Here is a 17,009-nt window from a genome sequence, read left to right on the forward strand (position 1 = left end):
GATAAATAGATTGGCCACACACACGGTCTGTGGAAGGTGTGGCCGCCGATACTGGCGCGCGTCGCGGACCGGTTAGTCCGTCTCGCGGCTATAGGACTGCAACAGCGCCGACGGGACCGCGAGCTGGTCGCTTTTCGTCCGGATGACGGCGTAGGCCAGCACAATAATCGTCGCCAGGTAGGGGTACGTCCCCATGATCTGTGGCGTCATGAGGAACTCGACGATTGGGTTGATGACCCCGGCGAGCGGCGCGTCAGGACCCAGCGTCAGCGAGATGGACTGCGAGCGAATGCGCAACGCGTCGAGCAGTCCGAACAGGTACGCCCCCACGAGCATCCGGCGGGGCCGCCACTGGGCGAAGATGACCAGTGCGACGGCAATCCAGCCCCGGCCCGCGGTCATGCCGGGGACCCAGAGCTGCGAGAAGGCCAGCGAGAGGTGTGCGCCCGCCGCGCCAGCAAACCCGCCACCGATAAGCACCGCGAGATACCGCAGCCTGAACACGGACACGCCCATCGTGTCCGCCATCTCCGGGTCCTCGCCGACGGCTATCATCTCCAGCCCCAGGTTCGAGTGGTGCAGGAAGTACCAGACCACGACCAGCAGGCCGAGTGCGAGGTAGTCCGTCGCCGTGCTCCGGAAGAGCGCCTCGCCGACGACCGGGACGCCGACGAGGTACTGCCCGACGAGCGGGAACGTCATCTGCGGGAAGCCGTCGATGGACTCCTCGACCCAGCCGGACCCGAAGAAGGTCGTGAGACCGGTCCCCAGGAGCGTCAGCATGACGCCGCTGATGACCTGGTTCGACTTCAGCGTGATACAGAGGAAGGCATGCACCAGCGCCAGCACCATCCCCAGGAGGATGCCGACGCCGAACCCGAGCCAGTGACTCCCGGTGAGGACGGTAGTAATGAACCCACCGAGCGCGCCGACGAGCATCATCCCCTCGACGCCGAGGTTGAGGACACCCGCCCGCTCACTGATGAGTTCCCCCATCCCGGCCAGCAGGAGCACGGTCGCCGCCTGAACGGTCGCATCGAGCAGGCCGGCGATGAACGTCACCATCAGTCGTCACCTCGCTGTGGCTGGGCAGGCGTCTCTGTTGGCCCGCGTTTGATGTCGATACCGACACGATAGCTCTTGAAGAACTCCGCAGTGATCAGAAAGAGGATGACGAGCGCCTGGATAATCTCGACCAGCGCCGCGGGCACGCCGAAGGCCACCTCCATGCTCGACCCGCCGACGAACAGCACAGCGAAAAACAGGCCGGCGAGCAAGACCTTGAGCGCGCTGTTGCGCCCGAGCAGCGCGATTGGAATGGCCGTAAAGCCGTACCCTGGTTCGAACCCGGCGCGGTACCGCCCCTGTGCACCGGCAATTTCACTGATGCCGCCCATGGCCGCGAACGCGCCCCCGACGACGAACACGAAGAGATACACGTAGAACTTGCTCATCCCCGCCTGTCGGGCGGCCTCGTGGTTCGAGCCGACGAAGGTAATCTCGAAGCCGAGCCGCGTTCGCGTCATCAGGACGTAGGTCACCACGACCATACAGACGGCGACGAGCAGGCCGGCATGGACGCCGCTTACCAGTTCAGGAATCGTCGCGGCCTCGGAGAACCGCTCCGATTGTGGAAAGTTCCCGGTGCCGCCCTGCATCGGCCCGCGGAGGAGGTAGCTCTGGAGTTCGAGGGCGACGAACGTCAGTAGTAGCGACGTGATAATCTCGTTGACATCCCACTTCGCACGCAGGTACGCCGGGATGCCAGCCCAGATACCGCCGGCTACGGCCGCTGCGACGAACATCAGCGGGACCAGTGCCAACCCCGGGAGCGAGACGTTCAGCCCGATCCACGTCCCGGCAAGCGCACCGGCGACGAGCTGTCCCTCAGCCCCGATGTTGAAAAGGCCCGCCTTCAGCGGGAGATACACCGCCAGGCCAGTGAGAATCAGCGGTACCGCCTTCGTCAGCGTCTCGGTGAGTCCGAACTCGGTCACGAGCGTGTCGACGAACATCGTCGCGTACGCCGCAACAGGGTTCACGTCGAGGACGACCAGCGCGATGGCGCTGACCGCCAGCGCGGCGAGAACCGTGAACACGGGCGTCCCGTACGCCAGCCAGACAGGAATGTCTTCGCGCGCGTCGACGGTTACTGCGACGTTCATCAGCTCTCACTCCCCTGCGTGACTCCGGGCGAGGGCGGCGATGTATCCACTTCGCCTCCGTCGTCGCCACCACCGCCGGTCATCTCCAGACCGATCCGTTCCCGGTCGGCCTCGGCCGGTGTCGTCTCGTAGACGAACTCACCCTCGTAGACGATCAGAATCCTGTCGCTCAAGTCAAATATTTCGTCCAGGTCCTCCGAAAGCAGGATAATACCGGTGCCTGCCTTCCGCTGTTCAAGCAACGTTTCCCTGATGAACTCGATTGCCCCAACGTCGACGCCACGGGTGGGTTGGTTGGCGACGAGCAGGTCCGGGTCGCGGTAGATTTCTCGCGCCAAGATTAGCTTCTGGAGGTTCCCTCCGGAGAGGTCGCCGGCCTTTGTCTCGGTCACGTCGCTGACACCTCTGACATCGAACTCATCGACCAGCGTTTCGGCGTAGTCACGGAGTGCCCCGTAGTCAAGGAACGGCCAGTCGCCGAACCCGCCGTCTCTGAAGTCCTTCATCGTGGCGTTGTGCATCACCGAGAGGTCCTCAGCACAGCCGTACTGGAGCCGGTCCTCGGGGACGAACGAGACGCCGCTGTCGACGAACGTCTTCGGTTTCGCGCCGGTGATATCTTCGCCGTTGACCAGTATCTCGCCGGCTGTCACGTCACGGATGCCAGCCATGACCTCGGCAAGTTCTTTCTGGCCGTTGCCGCTTACGCCCGCGATGCCGACGATTTCGCCCTGTCGAACCGTCAGGTCGACGCCGGAAAGGGCTTCGATATTTCGGTTGTCAGTGGCCTTGACCCCGCGTGCGCGCAGGACCGGCTCACCGAGGTCGACCGCTTCCCTGTCTATTTCGAACAGGACTTCACGGCCGACCATCATCTCCGCGAGGTCCGCCCGGGAGACTGACGACACCTCGGCGGTCCCGACGTTTTGCCCCTCCCGGAGCACTGTTACCCGGTCGACGATAGCGTCGACCTCGGTGAGCTTGTGCGTAATGAAAATTATCGAGAGTCCTTCGTCGGTCAGGCGTTCGAGCGAGTCGAAGAGCCGCTCGGCTTCCGTCGGTGTGAGGACCGCCGTCGGTTCGTCGAGAATCAGGAGGTCGACATCACGGTACAGCGCTTTGAGTATCTCGACGCGCTGTTGCTGGCCGACATCAAGCTCCCAGATCTTCGCACTCACGTCGATGTCGAACCCGTACTGGTCCGCTAACTCCTGAATCCGTTGTTCGGGCACTTCGAGGCCTAACGAGAACTGCCCGGCAAGCGCTTGGACGAGACTGTTGTTTCGAACTGCCGCCGGAAGCCAGCTGTCCTCCGCATCGCTGCGGAACGCTGTGGCCGGTTCACGTTCACCGAGCACGACGTTCTCGGCGACTGTGAGACGTGGTATCAGCATGAAATGCTGGTGGACCATCCCAATCCCGGCGTCGATGGCGTCCTGTGGCGACTCCAGGTCGAGTCGCTCGCCGTCGAGGTAGATGTCGCCGTCATCCTGCGAGTAGAGCCCGTACAGAATCTTCATCAGTGTACTTTTTCCCGCACCGTTTTCGCCGAGGAGACCGTGAACTTCTCCGCGCTCGACGGAGAGGTTGACGTGGTCGTTGGCGACGACCCCGGGGAACTCCTTCAGAATCCCCTCCATCCTGAGCGTGGTGTGTTCGGACATGCTCTCTGGTCTTGGGCGGGTATCAACAATGTAGTGGCATAATTGTTTCCAAAGGTAGCTATATTCGCCGTCCAGACCGTGAAATGCCGGACATTTGCCAAGTATCAGTTGTTGTGTGCTAGCGACTGTTGTCGATCTGGGTTGCGTTTGTCGACGCCGACAATAGTATTGACATATAATCCAGATAGTTGCCAGATATAGCTATATTAGTCCAGTTCTACATCAGATATCTGGATAGTAGGGTAGCGAAAGCTGTGTGAACGGAACAATTTAAGTCACTGATTCTGCAATGGCTACCCGATTAGTCAATGGTTGACAAGAGCCACACTAGATCGAGACGAGAGTTACTGGCAGCGCTTGGGGCAGCAGGAATTACCGGGCTGGCCGGTTGCAGCGGTGGCGGTGATGGCGGCGATGGCGGCGACAGCGGGGGCGGGACCGGCACCGCCGACGGGGGAGCCGCTGCGGGGACCGCGACCAGCAGTGACGACATGGATTCGGTCACCGCCGCGTGGGTGTACAATTCCGAGGTCGGCGACCTCGGGTGGTCCTGGGCCCACAACGAGGGTCGGAAGGCAGTCGCAGCAGAGTACGACTGGTTAGAGACCGAGTACACCGAGGCTGTTGCCCCCGCTGATTCCGAGCGGGTGTTCGAGCAGTACGCGCAGGGTACTGCCGATATCATCTTCGGCTGTACGTTCGAGTATCAGGACCCGATGGCGTCCGTGGCGGAGCGATACTCCGACACCTATTTCGAACACAACACCGGCTACCTGACGATGGAGAACATGGGACGGTACATGGGCCGGATCTATCAGCCCCGGTATCTCGCCGGGCAGGCAGCAGGGACCGTAACCGAGACAGACACGCTGGGATACGTGGCGGCATTCCCGATCCCGGAGGTCATCCGTGGAATCAACGCCTACGCGCTCGGGGCCGCGTCTGTCAACGACAGCGCGACGCTGAAAGTCAGATGGACGAACTCCTGGTTCGACCCCCCGACAGAGAGCGAGGCGGCGAACGCCCTGCTGGACGAAGACGTCGACGTAATGGCCCAGCATCAGGACTCCCCTGCAGCGCTCAGAGCGGCCTCCGATGCAGGCATCTGGGCGACCGGCTACGATGCTCCGATGGGTGACATCGCCGGCGAGAACTATCTCACCTCCCCGATCTGGCACTGGGAGGAGTTCTACGGTCCGACTATCGAGTCTGTCAGGGACGGGACCTGGGAATCCGATGCGTACTGGGAAGGCATCGAGTCAGGCATCTGTAGTCTGGACGACTGGGGGCCAGAAGTGCCCCAGGAAACGAAAGATACCGTCTCGGAGTCACGGTCAGCGATACTCGACGGCGAGCTGGACATCTGGGCCGGTTCGGCGTTCGAAGGCGAGAGCGACGAGTTCCTCTTCCAGGAGATGAGTAGCTACGTCGACGCCGTCGAGGGTGAGGTCCCGAACTGATCCCGACACCGGTTTCGGGCTGTGGTAATCGCTTGGGTATTACTGTGGTCCGCAGGCACATATAACCACGTTCGTAGGACTATTCTGGATTGTATGATATTTTGTCCAACTGTAACCAGATCTATTCGTTCGCTGCAAGGTCAAGAATGGTATCGTTTAAGTAGGAGTTTCCGCTACCTCTACCCAGTTCAGTAATGGTGAATACCAACCGAACGATATCGCGGCGGGAGATCCTGGGCGCGCTTGGGGCAACAGGAGCAACCGCACTAGCCGGCTGTAGTGGCGGGAGCGGCGACAGTGAGACGACTGACGGGACAGCGACCGGCGGCGATGGAAGCTCTGGGTCGGACTCCGTCACCGCCGCGTGGGTGTACATCTCAGAGGTGGGCGACCTCGGGTGGTCCTGGGCCCACGACGAGGGCCGGAAGGCGGTTGATGAAAAGTACGACTGGCTGGAAACCGAGTACACCGAGGCTGTCGCGCCGGAAGATTCGGAACGCGTGTTCGAGCAATACGCGCAGGGCGACGCCGACATCGTCTTCGGGACGACGTTTGGCTACCAGGACCCGATGTTCAACATTGCGGAACAGTATCCCGACACCTACTTCGAGCACGCGACCGGCTATCGAACCCGGGAGAACATGGGGCGGTACATGGGTCGGATCTACCAACCTCGGTATCTCGCCGGGCAAGCCGCCGGGATGGTGACCGAAAACAACACCATCGGCTACGTCGCCGCGTTCCCGATTCCCGAAGTCATCCGTTCTATCAATGCGATGGCGCTCGGTGCGCGGTCGGTGAACCCGGACGCGACGTTCAAGATTCGGTGGGTCAACGCGTGGTTCGACCCACAGACCTCGAAACAGGCCGCCAACTCACTCATCGACGAGGGCTGTGACGTTATCTCACAGGAGCAGGACTCCCCCGCCCCGGTCAGGGCCGCAAACGAGGCGGACGTGTGGGCCTCGGGCTACAACGCGCCGATGGGGGAGTTCGGCGGCGACAACTACCTCATTTCGCCGGTCTGGAACTGGGAAGAGGTCTACGACCCGACCATCTCCGCGGTCCGGGACGAGACTTGGGAATCCGACGCCTTCTGGGGCGGCATGGAGACGAACCTCCCTGCGCTCGACGAGTGGGGTCCGGCGGTCCCGCAGGAGGTCAAAGACACCGTCGCGGAAACGGAAGAGAAGATCGTCAACGGCGACCTCGACGTCTGGGCCGGCTCGCCGTTCGAGGGCGAGAGCGACGAGTTCCTCTTCCAGGAGATGAACAGTTTCGTCGACGCCGTCGACGCCGAAGTGCCGGAGTAGCGCGGTCCGGTTCGCGGTTCGGTTTTCGCTTCGCGTCGTCACGGACCGAGAAGCTACCGACCAGCGCGCAGAGCGTGTCAGTCAGCTATTCGTCGGCGCGGTTGAGTTCGGGACGGGTCCCACCGCCCCACTCCTCGTAGGAGCGAAGCACCGCGCCGTTGCGAGCGCCGGTCTGCTCGCCGTCCCGGACGGCGATTTCGCCGCCGACGAGGACGTACTCCATCCCGTCGGTGTACTGGAACGGCTCCTCGTAGGTGGCGTTCGCGGACACGGAATCGGGGTCGAAGGCCACGAGGTCCGCGACGTATCCCTCGCGGACGTAGCCGCGGTCCCTGAGACCAAGGATGTCGGCGGGGTTGCCTGCGGCCTTGCGGGCCATCAGTGCCGGCGAGAGCACGTCCCGCTCTCGGACGTAGCGTTCGAGGATGCGGCCGAACGCTCCGATGGCCCGCGGGTGGGGTTTCCCGCCGAAGATGCCGTCGGTGCAGAACGTGCCGCGGTCGTCGGCGAGGAACCGCTCGATGTCTTCCTCGGCCATCACGAAGTCCGCCATCGTCACGTCCAACTCTTCCGCGACAAGCAGGTCACACATCGCGTCGACCGGTTCGCTGTCGACCTCCGCGGCGATGTCCGCAATGGTCTCACCCTGATAGCGCCCGCTTCCCGTCCGCGTAATGAGGATGTTATCCCACGAGCCGGCGGCGTACGCGAGGTTCTCCCAGTCGCCCGGCTGAGAGATGTCGGCGGCGATGCGGTCCCGAACTGCTGCGGAGTTGAGACGGTGACGGATGGCCTCCGAGTCACCCTGTCGCGCCCACGGCGGCAACAGCGCAGTGAGCATCGTCGATCCGGCCGTGTAGGGGTACTGGTCGAAGGTGACCCGCTGGCCACGGGCAACGGCATCGTCGAACAGGTCGAGGACAGCCTCTGAATTCCCCCAGTTCTGCTGGCCGCCGACCTTGAGATGGGAGACGTGGGCGTGACAGCCGCCGCGTCGGCAGATGTCCAGATACCGGTCGATGGACTCGACTACGCGGTCCGTCTCGTTCCAGACGTGTGAGATCATAAACGAGTCACGCTTGGCGAGAGTGTCCGCCAGCGCCACCAGTTCGTCGTCACGAGCGTAGGAACTCGGCGGGTATATCATCCCTTTGGACATACCGAACGCGCCCTCTTCCAGCGCAACTTCGAGCTCCTGTCGAATCGCGTCGAGTTCACCGGGCGCTGTGTCGTGGTCCGATTTTGGTCTATCCAGCCGGTGACCGGTGACTGGCCCGGCGGCGACAACGTGTTCACCGCTAAGTGGGCGGTCCTCGAATCCGGCCAGCATCGACCGGATGTTGCCGTGTGGGGCGTAGTACGCACAGTTGACGGCAGGTTCGGCGGATTCAAGTGCCTCAAGATAGCCGGAAACGGTGTGCCACGGCCACGTTTCGCCCAGCGTGCCGTCAAGTGACTTGACCCGTTGTGCCCATTCGTCGGTGAGGTTCGGCGGCACCGGCGCGACACTGACACCGTCTTGGCCGAGGACTTCCGTCGTGATCCCCTGTGTCAGTTTCTCCTTTGCCCCGGGATGTCCGAACAGCCGCAGTTCCGAATGCGCGTGCATGTCGATGAACCCCGGGGCCAGGTACGACCCGTTGAGGTCAACGACGCGGTCGGCGTCCAGCGGGGCGTCGCTGATAGCGTCGATTCGACCGTCGGCGACACGCACGCTCGCAGTGAACGGAGGGCGACCGCTCCCGTCCAGCACCCGCGCGTCTCGAAACGCGATAGACGCGACACTCGGCTCGGTCATGTCTGCCGACTCGCGGAACGGTCGTTTGGCTCTTTCGGTGGTCCCGACCGTGTGTCACAGCGGGCGAGCGCGTGCCACACTGCGTCTGTCAATCTGTGTGGCACCACCCCGACGCAATCTTCAAGACGACACCGCGGAACAGCTACCCAATGCCATCGGTCAGTCTCGACAGCGAGCGGTTCAGACGGCGCTTCGATACGTTCAACGAGATCGGCGCGACGGAACGAGGCGGCGTGAACAGGCCGAGCCTGTCTGACGAGAACAAGGCGGCCCGGGACACGCTGGTCGAGTGGTTCCGCGAGGCCGGGCTGGAGGTCCGTATCGACACGATGGGCAACATCTTCGGTCGGCGGGACGGAGCGGTGGAGGACGCCGCGCCGGTCCTGTTCGGGTCGCACATCGATAGCCAGTACAGCGGCGGGCGGTACGACGGCGTTATCGGCGTCCTCGGTGGACTGGAAGTCATTGAGGCGTTCAACGACGCCGGGGTGACGACCGAACGCCCGCTAGAGGTCGTCGCCTGGAGTAACGAGGAGGGCGTCCGCTTTCAGCCGGATATGCTCGGCAGCGGCGTCTACTGTGATATTTTCGATCTCGACTACGCGTACGAGCGCGAGGACAAGGACGGGAAGCGGTTCGGCGACGAACTCGAACGCATCGGCTACAAGGGCGAAACGCCCTGTGAAGCCGACGACATCCACTGCTACTTTGAGATGCACGTGGAACAGGGCCCGTTTCTCGAACAGCAGGACATCCCAGTCGCCGCTGTCGAAGGCGTGTTCGGCTTTGCATGGCTGAACGTCATCTTCGAGGGGCAGGCGAACCACGCCGGCCCGACGCCGATGGATATGCGCCACGACGCCTTCGTGGCGACGGCGGACGTAACCCGCGCTGTGCGGCGAATCACAGCGACCGAAGGCACGGACCTCGTCGGCACGGTCGGCAGCGTCGACGTCTGGCCAAACGCCATCAACGTCATCCCCGAGACGGTCGATTTCACGCTTGATTTCCGCTCGTACGACGATGCCGTTGTCGATGCGGCTGTCGAACAGATCAGAGAAGAGATTGGCCACGCCGCCGAGCGCGAAGGCCTTGAATACGAGATCGAGGAAATCATGCGAGTCGATGCGGACCCGTTCGATCAGGACTGCCTCGACACGGTCGTCGAGGCCGCCGAGACGGTCGGCTGTGAGTACACACGGCTGGTCAGTGGCGCAGGCCACGATGCGAACTACCTCAACAAGATAGCCCCGACGAGCATGATTTTCGTCCCGAGCGTCGACGGGATTAGCCACCGCGAGAGCGAGTTTACCGAGTGGGATGACATCGTCACCGGAGCAGAGGTACTGCTGAACGCCGTGCAGGCGAAGGCCGCCGAATGAGCGGGTCCAGTCACAGAGAGTATCTGTCACAGATATGGCACATACCACACATTACCCCGCACGTCTGTCGTAGCTGTGTCAGTCTAGTGCCTTGTAGTGGGGCGTGGCCGTGATTTCTTCTGGCAATATTGCGATCACGCACCTGTGAAGCATACATATATGAGAGAGTGCTGTACAGTTGTTCACTAAGAGGCGCGTGTGCGTATCGCATACCAAAAACTGGAGGGACCTCTGTGGACATCGAACTCACAATCAACGGCGAGCGGACGACAGTCGAAGCCGGGTCGGCGGACGACCTGGCGACGGTATTGAGACAGCACGGTCACATCGGCGTGAAATGTGGCTGTGACGGCGGAACCTGCGGCGCATCGAAGGTGTTCGTTGACGGCGACGTCCGGATGGCTTGCGGAATGGCCGCAGTGGACGCCGATGGGAGTGAGATACAGACCGTCGCTGCGCTCGGGACGCAGGACGACCTGCACCCGGTCCAGCAGGCGTTCGTCGACAACTTCGCCGTCCAGTGCGGGTTCTGTATCCCAGGAATGGTTATTCAGGCGGTGGCACTACTGGATTCGAACCCAGACCCAACCGAGCGGGAGGTCCGGGAGGCGCTAGACGACAACGTCTGTCGCTGCACCGGGTATCAGAAGCCGGTCGAAGCCGTGCTCGACGCGGCAGAGCGAATGCGCGGGGCGCAGTCGGTCGCCGCCGACGGCGGCCACTCGGCCACTGTGCCGCCGAATGGGAACGAGTCGACCCGCTGCTGCGGAGGTGGCTGCGATGAGTAGCGACGACGAGACACCCACGGCCGACGGGGGGACGGCCTCGCAGTCCGAGGCTGTCGAGGATGGGCAGTCCGAAGAGCACCCGCTCGAATGGGACGAACCCGAGAACAACGACAAGGCACCCGACGAACGGGCCAGTGTCTCCCACCGGACAGAAAAGTACGACGACCGGAAGCTCGTCACCGGACAGGCGAAGTACACCGCCGACTACGAGGAACAATATCCAGATCTCGCGTATGCGGCGGTCGTCCGGAGCGACATCCCACACGGCCGCGTGACCGACATCGACACGAGTGAAGCCGAGGCAATGGACGGCGTCGACGCGGTCTTGACACCCGAATCCGACGCAGTGCCGGACGCAAAATACACCAGCGCCGGACAGTCCTATCCGGAACCGAGCCCGTGGGACATGCACGTGCTGAACGAACACGTCCGGTACATCGGGGACCCGATTGCCGCCGTCGCAGCCGAAAACCGGGCGACCGCGTCCGCCGCCGCCGAGGCTATCGAGGTGTCCTACGAGGAGGACGACTACGTCACTGACCCGGAGGAGGCCTTCGACGACGACGCGCCGCAGTTGTTCGAGGACGGCGAGGTAGAAAACGAAATTGTCGGCCACGACTACGACCGCAACCGGATGGCACATATCGGGGGCGAACTGGGCGACGTGGACGCGGCGCTCGACGGCGAGACCCATGTCCACGAGACCGAATGGGAGACAATCCGGCAGTCCCACGCCAACGTCGAGAAACACACCTCGTTGGCGTACACGAACGAGGACGACCGCCACGTCCTCATCACCAGCACACAGGTTCCCAACCACACCCGGAGACAACTCGCCCACCTGTTCGACATCCCCATCCGTGACATCCGCGTCCAGAAACCCCGCGTCGGCGGCGGTTTCGGCGGGAAACAGGCGATGGTCGTCGAGCCGATTCCGCTCTCGCTCTCGCTCGCCACCGACCGCCCGGTCCTGTACGAGGCCAGCCGCGAGGAGGAGTTCTACGCGATGCGGTCGCGCCATCCGATGAAAGTCAAAGCGAAGACCGCCGTCACCGACGACGGCGACATCGAGGCAATCGACATCTACGCGCTGTCGAACACCGGCGCGTACGGAAGCCACGGCATGACTGTCGCGGGCAACGTCGGCAGCAAGCCCCTGCCGCTGTACTCGAAGGTCCCCAACGCCCGCTTCGAGGCGGACATCGTCCACACGAACACGCCACAGACCGGCGCGATGCGGGGCTACGGCGCGCCACAGGGCACGCTCGCGCTGGAAGGCCATCTTGACGAGGTGGCCCGCGACCTCGGTCTCGACCCCATCGAATTCCGGCGGCGGCATCACATGGAAGTCGGCGACCTCGACGAGATCGCGGGGATGATGGGCGGCGAGGGGGCGAACCGCCGTATCCGCTCGTGTGGCCTTGACGAGTGTATCGAGCGCGGAAAGGACGCCATCGGCTACGACGACCTCGAACAGCCCGACGAGGACCACCTGCACCGCGGCATCGGGATGGCACTATCCGCACAGGGGACCGGCGTCGCTGGCGACGAACTCGGGGCCGCTCAGATAATGATGAACGAGGACGGGAGTTTCCACCTGCAGGTCGGCGGCGTCGACATCGGGACGGGCGCTGACACGGCGTTCCTCCAGATTGCCGCCGAGGTGCTGGGCTGTGACGAGGACGACATAATCGTCAAATCCTCCGATACTGATGTAACGCCCTTCGACTACGGGGCCTACGCCTCTTCGACGACGTACATCAGCGGCATGGCCGTCAAGAAGGCCGCTGAGGATGCGAAAGCGCGGATTCTCGACTGGGGATCGAAACTGCTTGGGGAGCCAGTCGAGGCGCTGGAAACCGGCGACGGGACCGTGTACAGCGAGGCCAGCAGCGATTCGGTCACACTCGAAGACATCGGCTACGAGGCCGCCTACGGCGACGACGAGCGCGAACACATCTTAGGGAAGGGGAGCCACTGCACCAAAGAGAGTCCCCCGCCGTTCGCTGCGCAGTTCGCCGACGTGACGGTGGATGAGACCACCGGCGAGTTCGAAGTTCATAAACTGGTCGTCGCCGTCGACTGCGGTGTCGCCATCAACCCCGGCATGGCCGAGGGCCAGATCGAGGGCGCGAATCACATGAGTTACGAGATGGCCGTCAGCGAGGGCATCACGCTCGACGACGAGGGACGGGCAGAGGTAGCTGATTTCGACGAGTACGGCCTGCCGCCGGCGACTGAGACGCCGCCCATCGAGTCCATTCTGGTCGAGACCCACGAACCGACCGGGCCGTTTGGCGCGAAATCGGTCGCCGAAGTCCCGACGAACACAGTCCCGCCCGCGCTGTCAAATGCCGTCCGGGACGCCGTCGGCGTCCGTGTCCGGGAGATGCCCATTACCGCCGAGAAAATCAAGGCACAGCTGGACGAGCGCAACCCCTGACTCGGGACGGAGTGCCAGTCACGGCAAAACCCGGTGTGGCGGCGTGCCATATCGCAAATCCGCGATAGCTATTTATCGTTCTGTTCGTCACGTACCTGACATAGCCAGCGAGCTGATGAGCCATATGGAAATCGAACTGGAAATTAACGGTGTGGAACGGACTGTCGACGCATCGAAATCCGATTCGCTTCTCGATGTCCTTCGACGGAACGGGTACACCGGCGCGAAGCGGGGATGTGACACCGGCGCGTGCGGCTTCTGTACGGTACACGTCGACGGGGAGCCGGTGAAAGCCTGCGTCGAGCCGCTGACGAAAGTGCAGGACGCATCCGTCGAGACAATCGAAGGGCTTGGTACACAGGACGATCTGCATCCGGTGCAACAGGCATTCGTGGAGAATACTGCGCTCCAGTGTGGGTTTTGCATTCCGGGAATGATTATGCGCTCGACGGCGCTACTGGAAGCGAACCCGGGCCCGACCGAACAGGAGGTTCGGGAAGCGCTCTCGGACAATCTCTGTCGGTGCACCGGCTACAAGAAAATCGTCGAAGCGGTGCTGGACGCCGCCGAAAAGATGGACAGCGGGACAGCCGTCGCCGCGGACGGTGGACGGGCACTCGATAGCGACGACGGCGTCACCACCGAGGCCACGTGTTCACGCACCGACTGCGGCTGCATGGAGGGCGAGCAGTGAGCGATTCCGACCGGGTCCAGGAGACAGGCGAGCAGCCCGACAGGACAGAGAGAGAGGCAGCGGAGTCTGCCGAAGCCGAGAAGGAGGCAGCGGCAGACATCGCACGCGAACCCGACCGGAAAGCCGAATCCGAGCGCGACGCGATTACCGTGAACGAAGAGAAAGACGACGCACGGAAAATTGTCACCGGGCAGGCCCGCTACACGGCGGACTACCGGGACCGGTTCCCGGACCTCGCTCACGGGAAAGTGATTCGCAGTGACATCCCTCACGGCTACGTCGAATCAGTCGACACCAGCGACGCCGAGGCGATGGACGGCGTCGACGCCGTCATCACGCCGTTCGACGACGTGGTTCCGGACAAGCTGTACTCCAGTTCGGGACAGTCCTACCCCGAGCCGAGTCCGTGGGATCTGAAAGTGTTGCGTGAACACGTCCGCTTCGTCGGTGACCCGGTCGCCGCAGTGGCAGCTGACGACCCGGAAACGGCCGACCGAGCCGCACGGAAAGTCGAAGTCGAGTACCAGGAACTGGACGCCGTCTTCGATCCTGAAGAAGCACTCGACGAGGACGCGCCCCAACTGTTCGAAGCCGACGACGTGGAGAACAAGCAGTCAGGCGCAGACTACAGCCGAAACGTCGAATCACACTTCGAAGGGGAACTCGGTGACGTTGACGCGGCGTTCGAACGAGCGGAGAGTGAAGACGACCGGCACGTCATCGAGACAGAGTGGGAGACACCGTACCAGTCCCACTGCGTCCCGGAACCGCACACGACCATCGCGTACACGGACGAGGACGACCGGCACACGTTCATCACAGCGACGCAGGTCCCCTTTCACACCCGTCGCCAGATAGCCCACTTGTTCGACATTCCCATCCGTGACGTGCGGGTGAAGAAACCGCGAATTGGCGCTGGATTCGGGTCAAAACAGGAGATGGCAATCGAGCCGATAACGTTCGCACTGCATCTGGCAGCCGACCGGCCGGTCAAACTGGAGATGAGCCGACAGGAGGAGTTCACCGCGCTTCGCTTTCGACATCCGATGCGGATGCGGATGCAGACCGCAGTGACTGACGACGGCGACATCGAGGCAATGGACCTCTATACGCTGTCGAACGCAGGGGCCTACGGGACCCACGGTATGACCGTCGCGAACAACGTCGGAACGAAGCCGCTCCCGCTCTATCCACGCGTCCCGAACATCCGCTTTTCCGGTGATGTGGTGCATACGAACCTTCCGATGGGGGCGGCCATGCGAGGGTACGGCGCGCCGCAGGGCCATTTCGCCGTTGAGGCACACATGGACGAGGTGGCCCGCCGCCTCGACTTCGACCCCATCGCGTTCCGTCTCCAGAACGCGGTTCGGGAGGGTGACCGCGACCGAAGCGTCGCCATTCTGAAAGACGATGACCGGTTCACCCGGACGATTCGCTCGTGTGGCATCCGCGAGTGCGTCAAGCGCGGCAAGGAAGCTATTGGCTACGACGACCTCGAACAGCCTGACGAGGACCACCGCAAGCGCGGGGTCGGCATGGCGCTCATCGCCCAGGGAAGCGGCGTCGCGGGAAAGGAACTCGGCGCGGCACAGGTGCAGATGAACGAGGACGGGAGTTTCCACCTGCAGGTCGGCGGCGTCGACACCGGCACGGGCGCGGACACGATGTTCTCCCAGATTACCGCAGAGGTGCTGGGCTGCACGCCGGACGATGTCGTCGTCATCGCCGCCGACACCGACCTGACGCCGTTCGATTACGGCGCGTACGCCTCCTCGACGACGTACATCAGCGGTCGAGCGGTGAAGAAGGCCGCCGAAGACGCGAAAGAGCGGGTGCTGGAATGGGGGTCGAAACTGCTCGACGAGCCCCCGGAAGCGCTCGACACCGGCGACGGCGGCGTGTACAGCGAGCAGACCGGGAGCCGCGTCTCGCTGGCAGAGATCGGCTACGAGGCCGCCTACGGCGACGACGAGCGCGAACACATCCTCGGGGACGGCAACCACTCGACCGACGAGAGTCCACCGCCGTACGGTGCGCAGTTCGTCGACGTGACTGTCGATACGGAGACCGGCGAGTACGAACTCAACAGACTGGTGTTCGCGGCGGATTGCGGCGTCGCCATCAACCCCGCGCTGGTCGAAGGCCAGATTGAGGGCGGTGAGCACATGAGCCTCGAATACGCCACGAGTGGCGACCTGACCTTCGACGAGGACGGGAACCCCGAAGTACTCGGCTTTCGACAGTACGGGATGCCGCGGACGACGGACCACCCAGAAATGGAGACCATTCTCGTGGAAACACACGAACCCACGGGTCCGTTCGGCGCGAAGTCTATCGCGGAACTCCCGACAAACGGGGTCCCGCCAGCGCTTTCGAACGCGATCCGCGACGCCGTCGGCGTTCGGCTGACCGAGCTACCGTTCACTGCGGACGACCTGAAGGCGGCACTCGACGACCAGTCTGCCGATGGTAGATAGGTTTGTTTCGGGCAGTTTTCTTCCGTGTAATATCACACACGGAGTGTTTTTTCGGTGTGTCGAGCAAACTATTAAGAGCTGGTCGGGAAAACCTCGACAGTATGGCGTACATCGGTTTTCTGCTGACAGGGGGTCCCTTCGACAGTGAGCGGTGGCGTACCGCCTACGAACTGGGGCGGGCGGCGCTGGACCAGGGTCACGAGGTGAGTTACTTCCACTACCTCGACGGCGCGCTCGTTCCTGTCGCGGACCAGACCCTGCCGGGCTGTTCGGACAGCGGGCTGTACGACGAGATGCCGACAGAGAAGTTTCAGGAACTTATCGCGGACGGCGCGGAGGTTATCTGCTGTGGACTCTGTGTCGACGCACGCGGCATTGACGCGCCCGCCGACTACCCCGATGGCGTCGAAGTCGGACTGCTGCCGGACCTTGCGGACATCATCGGCGAGGTCGACCGGGTGGTCTCGCTATGAAACAGGATGTCGTCGTCCTGCTTACCCGTGCGCCGTGTGGACGTGTCCATATCCCGGAGGGGCTGCGCGCCGCCCGTGGTATCGCGGCCGGCTTCGACATGCACGACGTGACCGTGATATTCACACAGGACGGCGTGTACGGCGCTCGGGAGGCCGTCGACCGCAACGCGCTCAACATGAGCGGGCATGTCGCCGATCTGGAAGAACAGGACGGACAGATGGTCGCGGACGGCGCGGCGATGGCCGAGCGCAGTATCGAAAAGAGCGAAATCGACGACGACGTGGCCGTCTGGTCGGACGACCGCGTTACCGCCCGCATCCGTGACGCCGACCGAACACTGGACTTCTGACA

The 17,009-nt window shown here is 63.0% G+C and carries 13 protein-coding genes; 9 read left to right on the top strand and 4 right to left on the bottom strand.

The genetic code is table 11. The features are described 5' to 3' along the window. Positions 1–72: 72 nt before the first annotated feature. Genes D3D01_RS13650 through D3D01_RS13660 form a run of 3 tightly spaced genes read right to left on the bottom strand, consistent with a single transcriptional unit; the run spans position 73 to position 3,829 of the window. On the bottom strand, positions 73–1,065 hold the full coding sequence (locus tag D3D01_RS13650) for an ABC transporter permease (RefSeq protein ID WP_101351702.1): 993 nt from the start codon (positions 1,063–1,065) through the stop codon (positions 73–75). Continuing rightward, positions 1,065–2,165, bottom strand: coding sequence for an ABC transporter permease (locus tag D3D01_RS13655; RefSeq protein WP_101351701.1), 1,101 nt, complete (start codon positions 2,163–2,165; stop codon positions 1,065–1,067). The genes D3D01_RS13650 and D3D01_RS13655 overlap by 1 nt, the downstream gene beginning before the upstream one ends. Continuing rightward, complete coding sequence (locus D3D01_RS13660) at positions 2,165–3,829, bottom strand: ABC transporter ATP-binding protein (RefSeq protein WP_121512552.1); 1,665 nt, start codon at positions 3,827–3,829, stop codon at positions 2,165–2,167. The genes D3D01_RS13655 and D3D01_RS13660 overlap by 1 nt, the downstream gene beginning before the upstream one ends. Positions 3,830–4,137: 308 nt before the next feature. Here D3D01_RS13660 and D3D01_RS13665 point away from each other — a divergent pair, with 308 nt between their 5' ends. Together D3D01_RS13665 and D3D01_RS13670 are read left to right on the top strand one after the other, a co-directional pair. Next, positions 4,138–5,289, top strand: a complete 1,152-nt coding sequence (locus D3D01_RS13665) for a BMP family ABC transporter substrate-binding protein (RefSeq protein WP_101351699.1) — start codon at positions 4,138–4,140, stop codon at positions 5,287–5,289. A gap of 194 nt (positions 5,290–5,483) precedes the next feature. Further along, positions 5,484–6,602: a BMP family ABC transporter substrate-binding protein gene (locus D3D01_RS13670; protein ID WP_121512553.1), complete on the top strand. Its 1,119-nt coding sequence runs from the start codon at positions 5,484–5,486 to the stop codon at positions 6,600–6,602. Between the two features lie 85 nt (positions 6,603–6,687). Here the strand turns inward: D3D01_RS13670 and D3D01_RS13675 are convergent, their stop codons facing one another. Continuing rightward, the gene (locus D3D01_RS13675; protein WP_121512554.1) at positions 6,688–8,400 is read right to left on the bottom strand and encodes an amidohydrolase family protein; all 1,713 of its coding nucleotides are present in this window, start codon (positions 8,398–8,400) and stop codon (positions 6,688–6,690) included. Positions 8,401–8,549: 149 nt separating this feature from the next. Between D3D01_RS13675 and D3D01_RS13680 the strand changes: the two genes are divergently transcribed. The 7 genes from D3D01_RS13680 to D3D01_RS13710 all read left to right on the top strand — a co-directional run bounded on the left by D3D01_RS13680 (position 8,550) and on the right by D3D01_RS13710 (position 17,007). Further along, positions 8,550–9,782 (top strand): Zn-dependent hydrolase, encoded by a 1,233-nt coding sequence (locus D3D01_RS13680; protein WP_121512555.1) that lies wholly within the window; start codon positions 8,550–8,552, stop codon positions 9,780–9,782. Between the two features lie 233 nt (positions 9,783–10,015). Further along, positions 10,016–10,570, top strand: coding sequence for a (2Fe-2S)-binding protein (locus tag D3D01_RS13685; RefSeq protein WP_101351695.1), 555 nt, complete (start codon positions 10,016–10,018; stop codon positions 10,568–10,570). Next, a complete protein-coding gene (locus D3D01_RS13690) occupies positions 10,563–13,013 on the top strand; it encodes a xanthine dehydrogenase family protein molybdopterin-binding subunit (protein WP_121512556.1) in 2,451 nt (816 codons plus the stop codon). The genes D3D01_RS13685 and D3D01_RS13690 overlap by 8 nt, the downstream gene beginning before the upstream one ends. 124 nt (positions 13,014–13,137) lie before the next feature. Further along, entirely contained in the window at positions 13,138–13,707 is a 570-nt protein-coding gene (locus D3D01_RS13695) for a (2Fe-2S)-binding protein (protein WP_101351693.1), read from the top strand. Beyond that, complete coding sequence (locus tag D3D01_RS13700) at positions 13,704–16,184, top strand: xanthine dehydrogenase family protein molybdopterin-binding subunit (protein WP_121512557.1); 2,481 nt, start codon at positions 13,704–13,706, stop codon at positions 16,182–16,184. The genes D3D01_RS13695 and D3D01_RS13700 overlap by 4 nt, the downstream gene beginning before the upstream one ends. 101 nt (positions 16,185–16,285) lie before the next feature. Continuing rightward, positions 16,286–16,657 (top strand): DsrE/DsrF/TusD sulfur relay family protein, encoded by a 372-nt coding sequence (locus D3D01_RS13705; RefSeq protein ID WP_101351691.1) that lies wholly within the window; start codon positions 16,286–16,288, stop codon positions 16,655–16,657. After that, a complete protein-coding gene (locus D3D01_RS13710; RefSeq protein WP_101351690.1) occupies positions 16,654–17,007 on the top strand; it encodes a DsrE family protein in 354 nt (117 codons plus the stop codon). Before D3D01_RS13705 ends, D3D01_RS13710 begins: the two co-directional genes overlap by 4 nt. The last annotated feature ends 2 nt before the right edge of the window (positions 17,008–17,009 follow it).

The organism is Haloarcula sp. Atlit-7R, from assembly GCF_003666065.1.
Classification (GTDB): Archaea; Halobacteriota; Halobacteria; order Halobacteriales; family Haloarculaceae; genus Haloarcula; species Haloarcula taiwanensis.